Below are 15,780 nucleotides of genomic sequence, written 5' to 3' on the forward strand. Positions count from 1 at the left end.
AACAGAGGTTTGGGCAGCAATGCTGCCCGAAACACTAAGGCTAATGTTAGGGCTTGGCTGGCTCTTCAGTATCCAGTAACTCCTCGGCATCAGAACGGGGGTCAATCTGCGCGACAATAGGGGTAGTGCGCGGTACGGGGATAAAGTGCTGCTCTTCGCTGGTGTAGATCGCAGGACGGTAAGCCATCCGAATCAGGAAGAAGATACCAGTGGCGCCCATTATCGTGATGAAATACAGCATCAGACCTTCTGGAATATGGCCCATAAACAGTGAGGCGAAGATCGGGCCAATACACGCCCCAAAACTGTAGGCGAGAAGAAGCCCCTGGGTTCCTGCAACAATATCGTCCGGGTGCATATGGTCACAGCCATGGCTGATGGCAAGTGGGTAGAGCGTGAAGGTTGCACCACCAAACAGAAATAACAGGGGATAATACAGCCAGCTCTCGTGGGAGCTGAGGATGAGTGCAAAGCAAACGGCACAACCCGCCAGGGCAACCAGAATCAACATTTTACGCCGATCGATAATATCGGAGAGGTAGCCCACGGGAAACTGCAGTGCCATTCCGCCAAGCATGGTGATGGCCAGAAAGATCGCTACGGTGTGATCATCGCTGCCGCTCAGGTCGGCCAGATAAATGGGAAGCATTGAGTACAAACCGCCCAATACCAAGCCTCCGGCAAAACAGCCGAGTACCCCAGACGGTGTCAGTTCGAAAAGCTTTCTGAACCCCAGTGTAGATGCCTCTTCTATCTCTGGCGTTGGGATTCGGGTCATTGCCGGTGGGAAGATTGACAATGACAGAAGAATACCAATCAGGATAAAAGGGGTCAGACTGCTGCTATCAAAGAAGCCGACAAAAAGCTGCCCGATAGCGTTCGCTCCATAGAGTGATACCATATAGAAGGACAGTACCCGGCCACGGTTAGAGCTGTCACTTTCACAGAGAAGCCAAGACTCAACCACCACAAATATACCAGCAACCGCCATGCCATTCAGGAAGCGGAGTACCAGCCAGCTGGTGGTATTTTCAGACAGGGCAAGGCTTAGTACGGTGGCACAGAGTAACGCCATGAAGCAGGCAAAAGAGCGAATATGGCCTACCCGGCAAACGATACTTTCTGAGCGAAATGACCCTGCCAGTAATCCCAGGTAGTAGGCGGTACCCATCAGACCGGCCATAAAGTCATTGCCATCTGTCGCATTGATTCTCAGAGGAATCAGGGTCGTCAGGTATCCGCTGGCCAGAGCGAAAATAAACATGCCTGACAGTGGCGCAACAAAACGTATCATAGTTTGTAGCCCGATAACGGTGTTAACAATTAGAGGGGGTGAGCGATTTATTTCAGGTTTTATCGGCCTGACAGGAAAACGGAATAGAAAATCCCGACAGGGGCTGTAGATGCTCTCAGAAACGCTCTGGTTTCGATAATTATGGCCCAGAATCCAGTATTTTGATGAACTCTTAACTGCAGGGCAGAGGAATGTAACCCCATTATTTGCAGGAAAAATTCTTAAGTATTCCAGGTCACGGGTTGCACATTTCAGCTTTTTCAGTTGAGCCCGATTTCTCGGGTGGATAGTAATACCAATGCCTTTCGGTATCCATAGGTGGCAGATGGAGAGCGCATAATTTTTTTAATTAAGTCAATTGACTTAATTTTTTTGCTGTGACTTAATGCAGCTATGAATACAGAAAAGTCAGAAACACCTGTCGTCAATGAGCCAAAATTCAGTAAAGCCAAATTGAGCCTCATGCTGGTGGCTGAAAAGATGATTGCTGAAAAAGGGTTGAATGCTATTTCTGAAAGAGAAATTGCCCGGGAAGCTGGCCAGAAAAATAATTCGGCGGTGCAGTATCATTTTGGGAATAGGGAAGAGTTGATTTCCGCCATTCTCGATCTGCGCATGATTCCTCTCAATGCCCGGCGACATGACATGCTGATGACCATTCAGCCAGGTCAGGCAGGCTCTTTAGAAGCGTTGGTGGGGGCGTTGGTGATGCCCTATATTCACCATCTGATCGAGCACCCAGGTGAAAATTATTACGTCAGTTTGATTACGCAGTTAGCCCTGAGTGGCCAACATCAACAACTGCTGTTTGATGGACCCCGCTCCAGCTCTCTGCAGTTAATGACTCGAATGATGCGTGATTGTCTGCCTGAACTGGAACAGACCGAATTCCACTCCCGTATGAATTTTACCGGTACACAGCTGATACATACCGTGGCGTTATGGGATTTGCTCAGACGACAGCAATCTAAATTATGGACCAATGAATATTTGCTGGAGCAGTCGCAGCAATTAATTGCCTTTATTGTTGGTGGTTTGATACAGCGATGAGTTGAACTCACTAATCTAAGCACAACCAAAAATAATAAAAAAAGGAAAACGTTATGTTCCCAATCCCTGCGCCGGAACAGCAATTGCTGGGTATTGTTGTTCTTGCTGTTTTTATTCCTGCTTTTCTGCTTGAGTTGTTGTCCGGTCGAATTCACCGCGGCGAGCGGCCACTGAGGGATGCTGGATTAACGCTGGCCGGTATTGCAGCTCATGCCGTGTTCTCTTCACCGGTGGTTGGAACATTGTCGGGTATTATAGTGTTGATGTTTTTTCAGGACAGTGCAGGAGTCATGGCTGGAACAAACTTCTGGCTGGCGTTTGCGGTAATTTTTGTCGTACAGGAGTTTCTGCACTACTGGATGCACCGTTTTGCCCATGAGTGGCGCTGGTTCTGGAAGCTTCATCGTACTCATCATACGGCGGAGACCCTGAATGTCGGTGTTTTATATCGCTATAACGTATTCTGGGTATTGCTGCTGCCACAGAGCTGGTTCGGACCACTGGCCATCTATCTTGGTCTGGGAGAGCCTTATGTGGCTGCGGTTCTGGTGACCTACATAGTGAATACTCTGACGCATACTACCTTTCGATGGGACTTATGGCTGCGGGAGAAAATGCCCTGGTCTGAGCCATTCTGGCGTGTAATTGAACATGTAATTACTCTGCCGGATACTCATCATGCTCATCATGCATTTGGCAAGGGGGCTCACCCCAATGGGAATTACGCCATTACTTTATTTATTTTTGATACGCTGTTTGGCACGGCCAAAATTCCAAATACGCGGCAAAAGCGTTTTGGCTTACCCATTGGAAAACGTTTGCACTGGGCGGAAGAGTTATTTTGGCCAGTGATTAAAAAGCCTCTGATGCCTCTTACCAAAAAGAATGCTGGTTAAGAATAAAAAGCTTCTATTTTGGCATGAGTTGATTGTTGTCAGATTGTAGCAGTATCGTTTGAATGAAATAAGTGAAGCCCGTCAGCAGTACATTACCTCCCAGCGCAATAAGGCCGGCATTGACGCCGGCTATCTGTTTGATTCCCAGGGCCAGCAAGGTTCCGAGGATAGTCAGTCCAAAAGCCAGGCCTGCCAGAACTGAAGCAGCGGGAAGTTTGCGCCAGTGCAATGCAATGATAAAAGCGGGAAAGCACTGAATCAGCAGTTCGAGTTTGAGCTCCATAAGGCGCCACAGCGTGATATCACGATGTAGTGCCAGAATGGATACCAGGGCCATCAAGGTAATGGTGATTGTGGTATCATACTTGAGCCCTTCCCGTTGAGTGGTTTTCAACAGGTCATGCCGGATCATGGAGACTACGGAAAGAAGAACAGAGTCAGCAGTAGACATGATGGCGGCAAGAATGGCCAGCAGTACCATCATGGCACTGACCCGGTTCCAGATATTACTGGCTGCCCACTGCTCCAGCAGTCTGGGAAGTACCTGGTCTGCTTGAAATCCTGAGTCAAGGCTGAACAGGGGAATAGCCACCCATCCTGTGAAAAGAAATACGGTGCTGGTAAACAGAGCGACAATGCCCATGGCAGCCATTGACTGGTGGAGCGCTTTATCTGAAGAGGCGGCAAAAATGCGCTGCAGAGTCTGTGGGTAGATGGTGACCGATAAGCCCCCGAGAACCATCAGGCTGAACCACTGAACCTGGGTGGTGAAGCCGGGTACTTTTACACTCTCAGGTCTATGCTCCGCGATGGCCATGGAAAGTCTGTCGATTCCTTGTGAGGTATCAATAATCCACAGCCCCAGGCAGGCGAAGCCTGCCAGCATAATCAGTCCCTGGATCATGTCTGTCCAGGCGACAGCCCTGAGACCACCTAAAATATCGTAAGTCAGGATGATCAGGGCAAAGGCAATGACCCCTGCTTCATAGGGGATGGCTTCCTGAGTCATGACAACAATGATCTCACCGGCCGCCTTTAGCTGGGCATAAAGGAAGTTGCCCAGAGAGAGTATCAGTACAATGGAGACCAGGATTCTCAGGCTATGGGTATGGCTGCCAAAGCGGAAGCGAATCCAGTCTCCGGGTGTCACAAAATGGTGTTTAACACTCAGTGGCCGGAGTTTGGGGATCACCAGATGAAATGAGGATGTGATGGCAGCTACCAGGCCGGCAAACATGACCCAGGTGAATCCGGATCGATAAGCCTGGCCGCTGACGCCCAGAATGTTACCGCTGAATGTTGTGGCATAGATGGTCAGGAAGAGAACCATAAACCCGAGGGAACGGTTCGCCAGGTAGTGATCAGTGGCATTGTGTCGAAGGCTGCACCTTTTGGCTTTAATGCATATGGGGATCAGAATAAGCAGATAGATGATGATATTGATCAGACTGAAGATAATAGGAGGCATGGACTAGTTATCGTTATCATTTTGGGGGTAACAGGTTGCCCAGATGAGGATATTGATCAGTGGGACCAAGGTGTAGCAGAGTAGCGCAACAGCTACCCAGTCCGGTAAGCCTGTAAAAGAACTGTGCTGCATTATGTCTGTATTATTATTGTACCAAGGTACTGAGATAATCAGAGTAAGCGGCAAAAGGCAGATTAGAGTTGCCCGGAATATTTTCTTCATTCTTATTGATTTCAGCTGGAATTGGATGGACAGACCATCAGTATTAATGAATATAGACGAAATTTTTTTTTTTTGAGGAGGCTTCAGGAAGAAGTAGCAATAATTGCACAGCCCTCTTTATTGTCATGTCCATCCTTGCTCTGCCCATAAAAATTCACCAGCCTTTTTATTCGAGGGCGCCCTTGGGACATCCGGTACCGATTTGTGTCTCTCAAGCTGTATACGCAACCGCAGTATTCCTGTTGATAGAAGGCTTCCCGTTTGGAGAGCTCAATCATTCTCTGGCTGCCTCCTTGTTTACGCCAGTTGTAAGTCCAGTAGGAAATGCCAGGATAATGCCTTGCAGACCGGGTGCCGCAGTCATTGATCTGTTCCATGTTCTTCCAGCGTGAAATCCCCAGTGTGCTGGAGATCACCGTAAAGTTGTGTTCATAAGCGTAGAGCGCTGTCCGTTCGAATCGCATATCAAAACAGGCTGTGCAGCGTTTACCCCGTTCTGGTTCATTCTCCATGCCCCGGGTTCGTTCAAACCAGTTGTCCGTATCATAATCAGCATCAATAAACGGAATGTTGATCTTGTCACAGAATCTCTTGTTTTCATCCTTACGGAGCTGGTACTCCTCAGCCGGGTGGATGTTCGGGTTGTAAAAGAACACGGTCTGCTCAATACCTGATGCTTTAATCGCTTCCATAACTTCTCCTGCACAGGGGGCGCAACATGAATGCAGCAGGACTTTCTCAGCACTGTCAGGAGTATTTAGAAAAGGACGTTGATAAGTATCAAGAGAGAGAGGGTTATTCTTCATGGCAGCCCTTCCGGTCTGATAGGTAGAGTGTATACACAACCAATGAGTTTAGAAGATGTGGCAGGTTTGGCGTGGGTATTTCATATCAGGGGTGTTCTCTATAACTCATAAGACCATTTGACAGTCAGACGTTCAGGCAAAGCGTACTGCTTATCTGGCGCAGTTAGACTTCGTCGTTTGCATCTTTATGTGCCTCGAGAAACATTGGTTGGCTGGTCATGGTGCTCATTGAGAACATCCAACGGAAATCCATGTTTATTATTTTCTGAAATTTCTACCGTTATATTGGGATACGAAAGTATCTAACCGTTATTGAAGTCTACTACTAACCTCATTTCACTGACTTTCAGGTTCGCAGTAAGCAGGCCTGCTGAGTTCACGTAGATCTGGACTTTTTGATGGTGATTAATAATGAAATGTATTTATAGAGCGACCCAAGAGAGAAGGCGTGGTAGCAAACATTCACTTTTGTTACTGCTCTGTACTCTTCTTGTTGGCAGCCTTCAATGTTCTTTGTCCTGGGGGCTTGTGCTTGGAGATATAGCTCCTGATTTTAAGGCACATCTTTCAACTGCGGACAAACCGGTATGGTTCTATGACTGGATACAGCGTGAAGGGGGACGGTATACCGTACTTTTTTCTCACCCCCAGGACTTTACACCCGTTTGTACGACAGAACTGGCAGAAGTTCAGAAACTGGTGCCCTCTTTTAAAAGCAGAGGAGTGAATGTGATTGGTCTGAGCCTTAACACGGTTGAAACGCATCAGGAGTGGCTGAAAGATGTTGCAGCCGTCGCTGACGTTGCTGAGATTGAGTTTCCTCTGATTGCTGATATCCAGCTTAAGGTAGCCAAGCTTTATGGCATGTTACCATCCAAAGTCAAAGGCGGATCACCCCGTACAGCGAAGGACAATAAAACGGTCCGCTCAGTTTTTATTATTAATAATAAAACCAAAGAGATTGAAGTTACCTGGACCTACCCCATGCAGATTGGGCGAAGTTTCGATGAGCTGTCCCGGGTTCTGGACGCACTTGATGAAATAGCAATACAGAATGGTGAGGTGGCGACACCTGCAAACTGGCACAAAGGGGATAACGTTATACTGGCTCCAGGTATTGAAAGAGAGCTCATTGATCAGAAAGACCTTCCTTCCGGAAAGCCATATATGAGATATGTTTCAGCGCAAATTCAGAGTGAGATTAAGGCAGAAGAGCAGGCAGTAGTGATGCAGGAAGAGCCGGAGGTGATGCAGGTCGAAGAGTAAGCGCAGGAAGTGATAAGTACCCAACCATATGAAATCATATTTTCTGATCCAGTGGTCAGTCGCTCTCGGCAATCTGGTCCTGCGTTGCCCTACCAACTGCATCCATGCAGGCGTGCTGCGCGTTACAGCTACGATCACATAGCTACGGCTATGCTCACTCAGCTGAGCCTTGCATAGTAACTAACCACTAAGCCAGAAATATTCGATTTCATATGATCAGGTACTTAGGGCAGGAAAAAGCTGGGTTTGCGTTCGTAGAGCATGAATATTATAAATTCCGGTTAATTTTCCTTTTTTTCTTTTGTTGCCTTCAGTAAATTTTCAGAACCACTGCTGAAGGCGTTCTCTTATGTCTGACCCCATAAAAAACAAGATATCCACCAGCGCTCTGGCTCGCTCTCTGGAATTGCCGGTTGGTGATTTATTCCGAAAAATGGAGCAGGCAGGTTGGATTGAGCGTATTAATGATGGTTGGGTATTAACCAGTAAAGGCCTTGAAGAGGGTGGCGAGTATACAACACACGTCAAATATGGCACATACATTGTCTGGCCAGAGGTTGTCACGATTGGCAAAGAAACGGCTTCTATAAGTGTCAATACAGAAGGGAACCTGACAGCTACTGGACTTGCTCAACATTCAGGTGTTTCTGCCAGACAGATTAATTTAATGCTTGCTGAGTTGGGCTGGATTAAACACGATGAGTCTGGATGGAAAGTGACTTCAGCGGGAATTCGCTCTGGTGGTGAGCAGCGGTGTAGCTCGGTGAATGGGCGTAGCTGGGTTTGCTGGCCAGCTTCTGTACTTGACCAGCCTGTGGTGCGTTTTTCGCTGAAAGAGATAAAGGCTGATTTGACCCATGCTATCGGCCTGGATTTAGAGGCTGATGACCCTATAAATCATTATCGGGCAGAATTCCCTGCCAAGCTTCGCTGTGCTGACAGTCATCTGGTTCGGTCTAAAACCGAGCTTTTGGTCGATAACTGGCTCTATCTTGCCGGAGTGAACCATGCATATGAGCGGCGCCTGCCTATTGACGAGAATATCTATGGTGAGTTCTATCTGCCTGCTGGCAATGTTTATCTTGAGTACCTTGGGCACTCCGGTGATAACCGCTACCATCAGTCGAAGTTGGAAAAGCTGGATGTCTATCGGAAATATGAACTGGACGTTATTACCCTGGACGATGATCAGGTCAGGCAGTTGGATGTCTACCTGCCGAAGCAGTTGTTGAAATATGGTATTCGAATCTATTGATGTATTGGATAAGCCGGTTCCCGTTCAGTCAGTGAATACGCAGTGGCTATATGAAACGGGTGTCTCCCTCGATATTTTGCGCCTGGATGAGCTTGACCCCGAGATCAGTGGTAATAAGTGGTTCAAACTGAAGCACAATTTTATTGAGGCTCAGCGGGGAGGCAGATCTACCATTCTCAGCTTTGGTGGAGCCTGGTCCAACCATATTCATGCACTGGCTGCGACTGGTCAACGGTTTGGTATGCCAACTATTGGCATTATCAGGGGAGAGCCGGGCGAATCACTTTCAGCAACGCTGACCGATGCCGTTAACTGGGGAATGCAGTTACATTACCTGTCCAGAAGTGATTATCGTCGAAAAAATGAGGTCGTCTTTCTCCATCATCTTTTACATCAATTAGGCTTGCCGGCGCAGGAGGTACATGTTGTACCTGAAGGCGGGAGTAATTCTCTTGGTGTTCAGGGCTGCTGCGAAATTCTTGCAGCAGGAGGGGCCTCTCTGGGAAGCTATGATGAGATCTGGCTGGCCTGTGGAACGGGAGCCACTCTGTCAGGGGTGGCGCTGGCCGCTTCAAAAGACATGCCGGAGACGAGGGTAACCGGTGTTGCTGTCCTAAAAGGAGGCGATTTTCTACGCAATGATATCGATAAACATACGATTCAATCATTGGATAACTGGAGACTGTTGACGGACTATCATCATGGCGGGTACGCTCGTATTACAAAAGAATTGCTTGCATTTATAAAATCGTTTGAGAGTGAGACGGCAATCCCTTTGGACCCGGTATACACCGGGAAAGTCATGTTTGCCATATGGTATTCACTGACTGAAAACCTGAAGCAAGGTCTTCCCTGCAGGGGCAAACGCCTGTTAATGATTCATACCGGTGGGCTTCAGGGACGGCGAGGTATAAAAATATAACAATGAGTCAGGTTCTGTTGAGGATAATGGTCTTCACACATATGATATTTCAGAGCCCCTGTGATTAAAGAAGTGCTGCATGGTTAACGCTTGTCGCTCAAGCCTCAAAGCCGGTTGACCTGAACCGAGGGTTGCCTGCACTTCTTACAGTAAAACAACAATGGTGCAGTAATGAATACTTCAATAGCCCGACAGATTGCCAGAATTATTCTTGAAGGGTTTAGTGACTATCGAACGCGCTTTACTGACATCACTCTGGGTGCTCGGGACCGTTTTTTGAAAGCGGACTGGAGCGCTGCGCAAAATGCCGCTTCTGACCGAATTAACCTTTACCATGTTGCTGTCACCGACGTGATGACAACACTGGCATCTCAGATTGAAGCGTCATATCTCCGGAATAGTATCTGCTGGCAGGATGTTCATGATGCCTACCTGGATTTGGTCTCTTACCGGACTGATCCTGAACTGGCGGAAACGTTTTATAATTCAATCTACCGGAAGGTGTTCAAGGGAGAAGCGGTGAACCCTCGTCACTGCTTTATTCAATCTGAATTTGATGGCTTTAAAGTTCAGAGTGCCAGGGGCATATACCGGTCCTATTATCAGGAGCAGGGTCTGGTCAGCCTGGTTGGACGGATACTGGATGATTTCCAGTTTGAACTGCCCTGGGAGTATCGTCGCAGAGATATTCGCAATATTATCCATGCGCTGCAAAAGACTCAACCGTCATGGGTAAGGCGCAGTAACGTTCGGGTGGATGTTCTGAAGTGGGTCTTTTACCGGAATAAGGCTGCTTACTTGGTGGGAAGGCTGGTGGCAGGTGACGACCTGCAGCCCTTTGTTCTGGCAGTTCTGAATAATGAACAGGGGGAACTCTACGTCGATGCACTGCTCTGTGAGAATGACTGTGTCAGTGTGCTGTTCAGCTTTACCCGTTCTTATTTTCTGGTTGATGCTCGAATTCCCTCTGAGTGTATTGAGTTTCTGCACACTCTTATCCCTGAGAAAAATCGTGCCGAGCTTTATAACTCCATTGGTTTCTTTAAGCATGGTAAAAGTGTCTTCTATCGGGATTTTCTTAAGCACCTGCAACACTCTTCTGATCAGTTTGTCATAGCGCCGGGGGTAAAGGGTATGGTGATGTCTGTATTCACGCTGCCTTCTCTGGATATGGTGTTTAAGGTCATCAAAGATCGTTTTGCCCCCCCTAAAGATATCAGTAAGGCAATGGTTAAAGACCGATACTATCTGGTTAAAACCCACGACAGGGTGGGACGGATGGCAGATACCCAAGAGTACTCTAACCTGATACTGCCACGTTTTCGGTTCAGTGAGGAGTTATTGGATGAGTTACAGCAGGTAGCCCCCTCTACCGTCATTATCTATGACGATAAGGTTTTGATTCGCCACTTATATACCGAGCGACGAATGATGCCCATGAATATCTATGTTGAACAGCTGGTTGAGGATGGCAATGACCTGGCATTGGAAGCGGTTCTTGATGAATATGGCCGGGCGATCAAACAGCTGGCCGCTGCCAATATCTTCCCGGGCGATATGCTGTTGAAGAACTTTGGGGTGACTCGCCACGGTCGTGTGGTCTTTTATGATTATGATGAGATTATTTATCTAACCGAGTGTAATTTTCGTGACATACCTGAGGCGCTCTACCCAGAGCAGGAGATGTCAGCTGAGCCTTGGTATTCCGTCTCACCGGGTGATATTTTTCCAGAAGAGTTTCCGGTTTTTCTGTTCCCTGATCTGGCGATCCGCAAACGCTTTACCCGTCTGCACGGGGATCTTTTTACGGCCAGTTACTGGCGGAGTATTCAGCAGCAGATTACCCAGGGGCAGGTTATGGATGTATTGCCATACACTCCATCGCTGCAACTGAAAAAGCAGCATGTCGACAAGCCTGTATCCCGTCAGGAAGCAGAGCCTGTTGTATAACAGACTCTGCTTATGTTATTCAGGCTTTTTTCAGATATTTGGTCAATAGAACTATTCGGACGCCATTGACGCGACCTTCAATCTGTTCAGGGTTGCCTGTTAACGAGATGTTCCTGACAGCGGTGCCGCGCTTGGCGGTAAAGCCGGCACCTTTGACGGGAAGATCCTTGATCAGGGTGACCGTATCGCCAGCACTCAATACGCTGCCATTGCTATCCAGTGTTGGCACCTCTGACTCCTCACTGCTTAACCCGGACTCAGCCCACTGACGGGTTTCATCATCCAGGTACATCATATCCAGCAGGTCCTGGGCCCAACCTTCGGATGACAAGTGGCTTAGCAGGCGAAATGCCATGACCTGAACTGCGGGAACCTGACTCCATATGCTGTCATTCAGGCAACGCCAGTGATTGGTGTCCATTGTGTTGGACTGGTTGATCTGTCCAAGGCAGTTGTCACAAACGAGAATGCATTGATCCGGCTTGGAAGTGTTGCTCTCAGGAGGAACAGGGTAAACATTCAGGTCATCTTTTGAGCTGCAGAGTTCACATTGAGCGCCACTGCGCTCCATTAATGTATGTTCGGTAGTCATAGGAGGGAGCTTCTGACTAAATAGAAAGGAAGCGTAGTATGCCTGTAATTTCTGTAACCTCCAATTGGATATTCTACGCAGTGCAAATGAGTTAAACAGCTCTAGCCCTTTTTCTGATACAGGTCAACGGCTTCGATTTCATCGTCGAAGTCTTCACTGAGAATCCTGAGAATAAATGATTGACAGCTATCGAATTCTTCCAATTCGTCAATTAGGCCTGGAACATCTGATAATGCAAAGCAGTGTCCGGCTTGCTCAGTCTGAAGGATAAATGTCTGCGTATAATCTTTCTCTTCTTTAGTGTCGATACCTTCGGTAAAATAATACGCGATCAGGTATCGACCTGGAGAGCTTATCTGCGTGGTTAAAGTTTCTAGTAAGCAGCTTTCCATTTCTGGCTCTGTTATTATTTAATGAGTAGCCATCAGCCATCAGCCAGCTGTTCAGCCTTATGTAAGTGACTGCTTAAATCCAGGGTGATTAACTGCTCTTCTTCATCATCGAATACTTTTTTCGCGCAATGATCTCTAATCTTACTGATCCATTCGGAGTGATCTGGTTGTAGCCTTTCTGAGGAAGTTTCTTCATGAAGGAGAGTGCTCTTTGGGCTCGGAGCTTGTTTTAGGTGATAATTTTCAAAAGTTTTTAAGTCGGGGAGTGTGCTTCTAATACAGTTCTCTTTAGGCGTTTTGGGAGGTTTAACTATCACAGGCTGTAATATCTGTATTGTCTTTGCAGTAGTTGGTGTAAGCCTGTAATTCGTTACTTCTGAGTGATAACCTCCACCGCTACAATAAAGAGAAGTCGCAAGTAGGTGATTCATGACAGCCCTTCTTGTTTTACTACTTCTATACCCGTAAGACTTTTAATTGATGAATAAGTTTCGTAGCACTTACTTTTTTATTTCACAATCGTGGTTGTATATTGCAGTAATATTATTATTAATAATTACTCTGGTTTTTTAACTTATATTCGCAAAGTTAGCCTCAAGAGAATGCTTTCAATTCACAGTAATGCTTGAGTCACTTTTATAGCGTGACCTGTCCAGTCATCAGGTACAATAAATACATTCAAACCTCTTTCCAGTTCATTATGAATGGCTCTTATATAGAGAGGTCGTTTTTGTTGTGTGAGCTGGGGCATCAATTCATCATGATTAAGACGTTTCCCGGAAGGCTCCCTGTTCAACCACTGTATCTTATGAGGAATCTGGTAGCTCATCTTATTAGTCAATCGTGTGCTCAACAGGAACTGGCTTTGTGTCAGCCAGTTTCCCTTCAAGTGTTCTGGATTGCAGAGTTCAGGTGATTGGCACAAACGATGAGCTTGGTGTTGCGTTTTTGACTCTGTATCTGATTCGATTACTTCTGTCAGTTGAACTACTTGTGACTCTTCAGTGTTCATTGGGTAAAGAGGATAGAAAAACCTACCCTGTATCAGAGTCTCTTTCTGCACAGGCTGTTCAATACCCAGTTTTATTAAAGTTTCTTGTCCTTCATTGGTCTCACTCAATATGGCTTGATGATGGAGTAGACGATCCATTTTTCGGTCAAGCCGGTCCTTAAGCCCGGGGCCTACCCAGTTTCGCCATGGAGACCCATTGGCATTGCCAGTTTCGTCAGGAATGCCCAGATAAAATTTAACGGCCAGCTCCCGATGTATGAACTGGTTTCTCAGCTGGTAGATAAGATCATATTCACCCAGTGTGGCAGACTGGCTATTTCTCTCGCCTTTTACCTGCAGGTTAGAGGCTATGACCTGACTGCCAGGAAGCTGGCTCAAGAGGAACTGCCAGAGCGTTTCGTAGAAAATGCCCAGCAGGGGATTACCTTTCCTGTTAACCAGGCTGGCCAGAAGCTCCAGTTGCTTTCTTTCAGGCATAACCGGGGGTATTCCTGTGGGCAGGGGAGAGTCCAGAAAAAGAGGGCTGGCCGACCGATTAAATAATGGAGGGCTGTTTTGTACCCACTCTACTGCCTGGTGTAGAGTATGATGTATGCTTTGGTGTAAAAATCCGTTCATGACTAACGTATACTAACTCACATTCTAAGGCGACATCACTGAGTTTATGGAACACTTCAAAATTGTCGGAGTAACCGGCCGCCAGGGGCGTATTCAGGTGGAGGATACTCTAAGGCATCTGGCAGACTTTCTGCAGAAGCGGGGGGTGACCGTACTTCTGGATGAACAGCTGGACAGTCTGCTGCCAGGTCACTCCTTTACCATGATCAGTCGTGAGCAAATGGGTCAGCAGTGTGACCTGGTGATCGTCGTGGGCGGTGATGGGAGCATGCTGGGTGCTGCCCGAACACTGGCACTTTATGATATCCCGGTGATCGGTATTAATCGCGGTCGTCTTGGATTTCTGACCGATATCTCTCCGGATGAGCTGGATGACCAGCTGGCAGAAGTGCTGGAGGGACGTTACCTGGCCGAGAGCCGGTTTCTTCTTGAAGCCCGTGTCCGCCGTAAAGGTAAGATTATTGGTCAGGGAGATGCATTGAATGATGTGGTTCTGCACCCAGGTAAATCGACCCGGATTATTGAGTTCGAACTTTATATCGATGGGCAGTTTGTCTATAAGCAGCGGGCGGATGGATTGATTATCGCTACGCCAACCGGTTCAACAGCCTATGCACTTTCTGGTGGCGGTCCGATTATGCATCCCCGACTGGATGCCATTGTTTTGGTGCCCATGTACCCCCATATGTTAACTAACCGTCCTCTGGTGGTGGATGGGGACAGTGAGTTGAAACTGGTCATTCGCCATGAAAACACCATATATCCGCAGATCAGCTGTGATGGGCAGATTCATATCACCTCTGCACCCGGTGATGAGATTACTATCCATAAAAAGTCCCAGCGTCTGAAGCTTCTTCATCCACTGAACCATAACTTTTATGAGTCCTGCCGTTCCAAGTTACGTTGGAACTATCAGGAAGAGCGCTGTTAATTTCAGGAAGGCTAACCGGGAATAGCTCCCTTATCGAGGATGGTAGAAAATTGAGGATAAAAGCTCCGTTTTGTGAGGTGAGTAGTAGTTCTATTTACTGAACAAAATGGGTCTTTTAGAGCAATTTACTGACACCATACGACTGTATGGACGCAGGAGCTAGAGCAACGCAGGAGCAGTTGCCGTGCAGGGTATCTATTCTCGTGTGGCTTCCCTTATTAAGGACTTTATTACACGTTATGCATAGGGCATTGGAACTCCCCGGAGACATCGACCTGAGCAACCTTTCCTACTTTCTGTATGCTCAGGGTATCCCCCACAAGGTAACAGAAGAATCAGGAAAACAGGTGGTCTGGACTGAGAATGAGGAAAAGTCCCGTATTGTGATCAGCCTGTACCAGCAATGGCAGTCCGGTGATTTGAAATTGCAGGCAGCTCCTCCCAGAAGGGGGGTGAACGCGGGTGGTTTTCTAAAAAGTATTCCCTGGCAGAGAATGCCAGTCACCTTTCTGTTTATGGTGGCCTGTATTGTTGTAGCGTTGATCACCCGTGCTGGTGCCAACTGGCATGCAACGGCCTGGTTCTCATTCATTCCTTTCGAGGTAGCCAATGGATATCTTTACTTTGGCAGTTTGAGTATGGGGCTTGATCAGGGACAATACTGGCGCTTGATCAGTCCGATCTTTCTTCACTTTGGCCTGACGCATCTGGCGTTCAATATGCTGGCACTTTATATTTTTGGCAGTCGACTGGAGGTTCGTCAGGGTGGTGTTCATTTACTGGCCATCATTGTGTTTACTGCTGTGATTTCCAATTTTGCCCAATATTTCTGGGGTGGGGATGACACTATTTTTGGTGGCTTTTCCGGTGTTGTGTATGGCCTGATGGGGTATTGCATGACGCGGGAAAAGGTTGACCGAAACTGGCAGTTTGGGCTACCGCCTATTTACTACGGCTTTATGCTGGTCTGGCTGGTTGTTGGCTATACCGGGGTTCTGGGCAGTATTGGCTTTGGTAATATGGCCAATGCGGCGCATACAGGAGGCCTTGTTGCAGGGTGTGTGCTGGGTGCCATTGCTGGTTTGCTGTTTAAAGAAAAAGATTGA

Annotated in this window: 15 protein-coding genes; 8 read left to right on the plus strand and 7 right to left on the minus strand. The window is 47.4% G+C overall.

Translation table 11 applies throughout. The features are described from left to right. Positions 1-46: 46 nt before the first annotated feature. Positions 47-1,294 carry an MFS transporter gene (locus tag AK963_RS04615; RefSeq protein ID WP_066014300.1) on the minus strand — a complete coding sequence of 416 codons (1,248 nt, stop codon included), beginning with the start codon at positions 1,292-1,294 and terminating at the stop codon, positions 47-49. A gap of 393 nt (positions 1,295-1,687) precedes the next feature. Between AK963_RS04615 and AK963_RS04620 the strand changes: the two genes are divergently transcribed. Together AK963_RS04620 and AK963_RS04625 are read left to right on the plus strand one after the other, a co-directional pair. Next, positions 1,688-2,344, plus strand: coding sequence for a TetR/AcrR family transcriptional regulator (locus tag AK963_RS04620; protein ID WP_066014301.1), 657 nt, complete (start codon positions 1,688-1,690; stop codon positions 2,342-2,344). Positions 2,345-2,397: 53 nt separating this feature from the next. Beyond that, positions 2,398-3,240: a sterol desaturase family protein gene (locus tag AK963_RS04625; protein WP_066014302.1), complete on the plus strand. Its 843-nt coding sequence runs from the start codon at positions 2,398-2,400 to the stop codon at positions 3,238-3,240. 13 nt (positions 3,241-3,253) lie between these two features. Here AK963_RS04625 and AK963_RS04630 read toward each other — a convergent pair whose 3' ends face one another. After that, positions 3,254-4,708 carry a sodium:solute symporter family protein gene (locus AK963_RS04630; RefSeq protein WP_066014303.1) on the minus strand — a complete coding sequence of 485 codons (1,455 nt, stop codon included), beginning with the start codon at positions 4,706-4,708 and terminating at the stop codon, positions 3,254-3,256. Positions 4,709-5,013: 305 nt separating this feature from the next. After that, entirely contained in the window at positions 5,014-5,736 is a 723-nt protein-coding gene (locus AK963_RS04635) for an epoxyqueuosine reductase QueH (protein ID WP_066014304.1), read from the minus strand. A gap of 411 nt (positions 5,737-6,147) precedes the next feature. On the opposite strand from AK963_RS04635, the gene AK963_RS04640 reads away from it, so the two are divergent. The 4 genes from AK963_RS04640 to aceK all read left to right on the plus strand — a co-directional run bounded on the left by AK963_RS04640 (position 6,148) and on the right by aceK (position 11,129). Next, positions 6,148-7,002 (plus strand): redoxin domain-containing protein, encoded by an 855-nt coding sequence (locus AK963_RS04640; protein ID WP_083232459.1) that lies wholly within the window; start codon positions 6,148-6,150, stop codon positions 7,000-7,002. A 349-nt stretch (positions 7,003-7,351) separates the two neighbouring features. Next, entirely contained in the window at positions 7,352-8,257 is a 906-nt protein-coding gene (locus tag AK963_RS04645) for a hypothetical protein (RefSeq protein WP_083232460.1), read from the plus strand. Then, positions 8,238-9,179 (plus strand): 1-aminocyclopropane-1-carboxylate deaminase/D-cysteine desulfhydrase, encoded by a 942-nt coding sequence (locus AK963_RS04650; RefSeq protein WP_083232461.1) that lies wholly within the window; start codon positions 8,238-8,240, stop codon positions 9,177-9,179. The genes AK963_RS04645 and AK963_RS04650 overlap by 20 nt, the downstream gene beginning before the upstream one ends. 171 nt (positions 9,180-9,350) lie before the next feature. Continuing rightward, positions 9,351-11,129 carry a bifunctional isocitrate dehydrogenase kinase/phosphatase gene (gene aceK, locus AK963_RS04655; RefSeq protein WP_066014306.1) on the plus strand — a complete coding sequence of 593 codons (1,779 nt, stop codon included), beginning with the start codon at positions 9,351-9,353 and terminating at the stop codon, positions 11,127-11,129. A gap of 19 nt (positions 11,130-11,148) precedes the next feature. Here aceK and AK963_RS04660 read toward each other — a convergent pair whose 3' ends face one another. From AK963_RS04660 to AK963_RS04675, 4 genes are all read right to left on the minus strand, one after another. Beyond that, complete coding sequence (locus AK963_RS04660) at positions 11,149-11,721, minus strand: PhnA domain-containing protein (protein WP_066014307.1); 573 nt, start codon at positions 11,719-11,721, stop codon at positions 11,149-11,151. Positions 11,722-11,822: 101 nt separating this feature from the next. Continuing rightward, positions 11,823-12,113: a hypothetical protein gene (locus AK963_RS04665; protein WP_066014308.1), complete on the minus strand. Its 291-nt coding sequence runs from the start codon at positions 12,111-12,113 to the stop codon at positions 11,823-11,825. Positions 12,114-12,145: 32 nt separating this feature from the next. Then, a complete protein-coding gene (locus AK963_RS04670) occupies positions 12,146-12,544 on the minus strand; it encodes a hypothetical protein (protein WP_066014309.1) in 399 nt (132 codons plus the stop codon). Positions 12,545-12,726: 182 nt separating this feature from the next. Continuing rightward, entirely contained in the window at positions 12,727-13,602 is an 876-nt protein-coding gene (locus AK963_RS04675) for a DUF1853 family protein (protein WP_066014310.1), read from the minus strand. 187 nt (positions 13,603-13,789) lie between these two features. Between AK963_RS04675 and AK963_RS04680 the strand changes: the two genes are divergently transcribed. Further along, positions 13,790-14,674: an NAD(+) kinase gene (locus tag AK963_RS04680; protein WP_066014311.1), complete on the plus strand. Its 885-nt coding sequence runs from the start codon at positions 13,790-13,792 to the stop codon at positions 14,672-14,674. Between the two features lie 239 nt (positions 14,675-14,913). Beyond that, complete coding sequence (locus tag AK963_RS04685; protein WP_066014312.1) at positions 14,914-15,780, plus strand: rhomboid family intramembrane serine protease; 867 nt, start codon at positions 14,914-14,916, stop codon at positions 15,778-15,780.

The organism is Endozoicomonas atrinae (assembly GCF_001647025.1).
GTDB lineage: Bacteria > Pseudomonadota > Gammaproteobacteria > Pseudomonadales > Endozoicomonadaceae > Endozoicomonas > Endozoicomonas atrinae.

Excerpts from the sequence above, each read along its gene's own strand:
- AK963_RS04630 (WP_066014303.1), bottom strand. The coding sequence starts at position 4,708 with ATGCCTCCTATTATCTTCAGTCTGATCAATATCATCATCTATCTGCTT.
- AK963_RS04670 (WP_066014309.1), bottom strand. The coding sequence starts at position 12,544 with ATGAATCACCTACTTGCGACTTCTCTTTATTGTAGCGGTGGAGGTTAT.
- AK963_RS04685 (WP_066014312.1), top strand. The coding sequence starts at position 14,914 with ATGCATAGGGCATTGGAACTCCCCGGAGACATCGACCTGAGCAACCTT.
- AK963_RS04650 (WP_083232461.1), top strand. The coding sequence starts at position 8,238 with ATGGTATTCGAATCTATTGATGTATTGGATAAGCCGGTTCCCGTTCAG.
- AK963_RS04660 (WP_066014307.1), bottom strand. The coding sequence starts at position 11,721 with ATGACTACCGAACATACATTAATGGAGCGCAGTGGCGCTCAATGTGAA.
- AK963_RS04625 (WP_066014302.1), top strand. The coding sequence starts at position 2,398 with ATGTTCCCAATCCCTGCGCCGGAACAGCAATTGCTGGGTATTGTTGTT.
- AK963_RS04620 (WP_066014301.1), top strand. The coding sequence starts at position 1,688 with ATGAATACAGAAAAGTCAGAAACACCTGTCGTCAATGAGCCAAAATTC.
- aceK (WP_066014306.1), top strand. The coding sequence starts at position 9,351 with ATGAATACTTCAATAGCCCGACAGATTGCCAGAATTATTCTTGAAGGG.
- AK963_RS04665 (WP_066014308.1), bottom strand. The coding sequence starts at position 12,113 with ATGGAAAGCTGCTTACTAGAAACTTTAACCACGCAGATAAGCTCTCCA.
- AK963_RS04675 (WP_066014310.1), bottom strand. The coding sequence starts at position 13,602 with ATGCCTGAAAGAAAGCAACTGGAGCTTCTGGCCAGCCTGGTTAACAGG.
- AK963_RS04635 (WP_066014304.1), bottom strand. The coding sequence starts at position 5,736 with ATGAAGAATAACCCTCTCTCTCTTGATACTTATCAACGTCCTTTTCTA.
- AK963_RS04680 (WP_066014311.1), top strand. The coding sequence starts at position 13,790 with ATGGAACACTTCAAAATTGTCGGAGTAACCGGCCGCCAGGGGCGTATT.
- AK963_RS04615 (WP_066014300.1), bottom strand. The coding sequence starts at position 1,294 with ATGATACGTTTTGTTGCGCCACTGTCAGGCATGTTTATTTTCGCTCTG.
- AK963_RS04645 (WP_083232460.1), top strand. The coding sequence starts at position 7,352 with ATGTCTGACCCCATAAAAAACAAGATATCCACCAGCGCTCTGGCTCGC.
- AK963_RS04640 (WP_083232459.1), top strand. The coding sequence starts at position 6,148 with ATGAAATGTATTTATAGAGCGACCCAAGAGAGAAGGCGTGGTAGCAAA.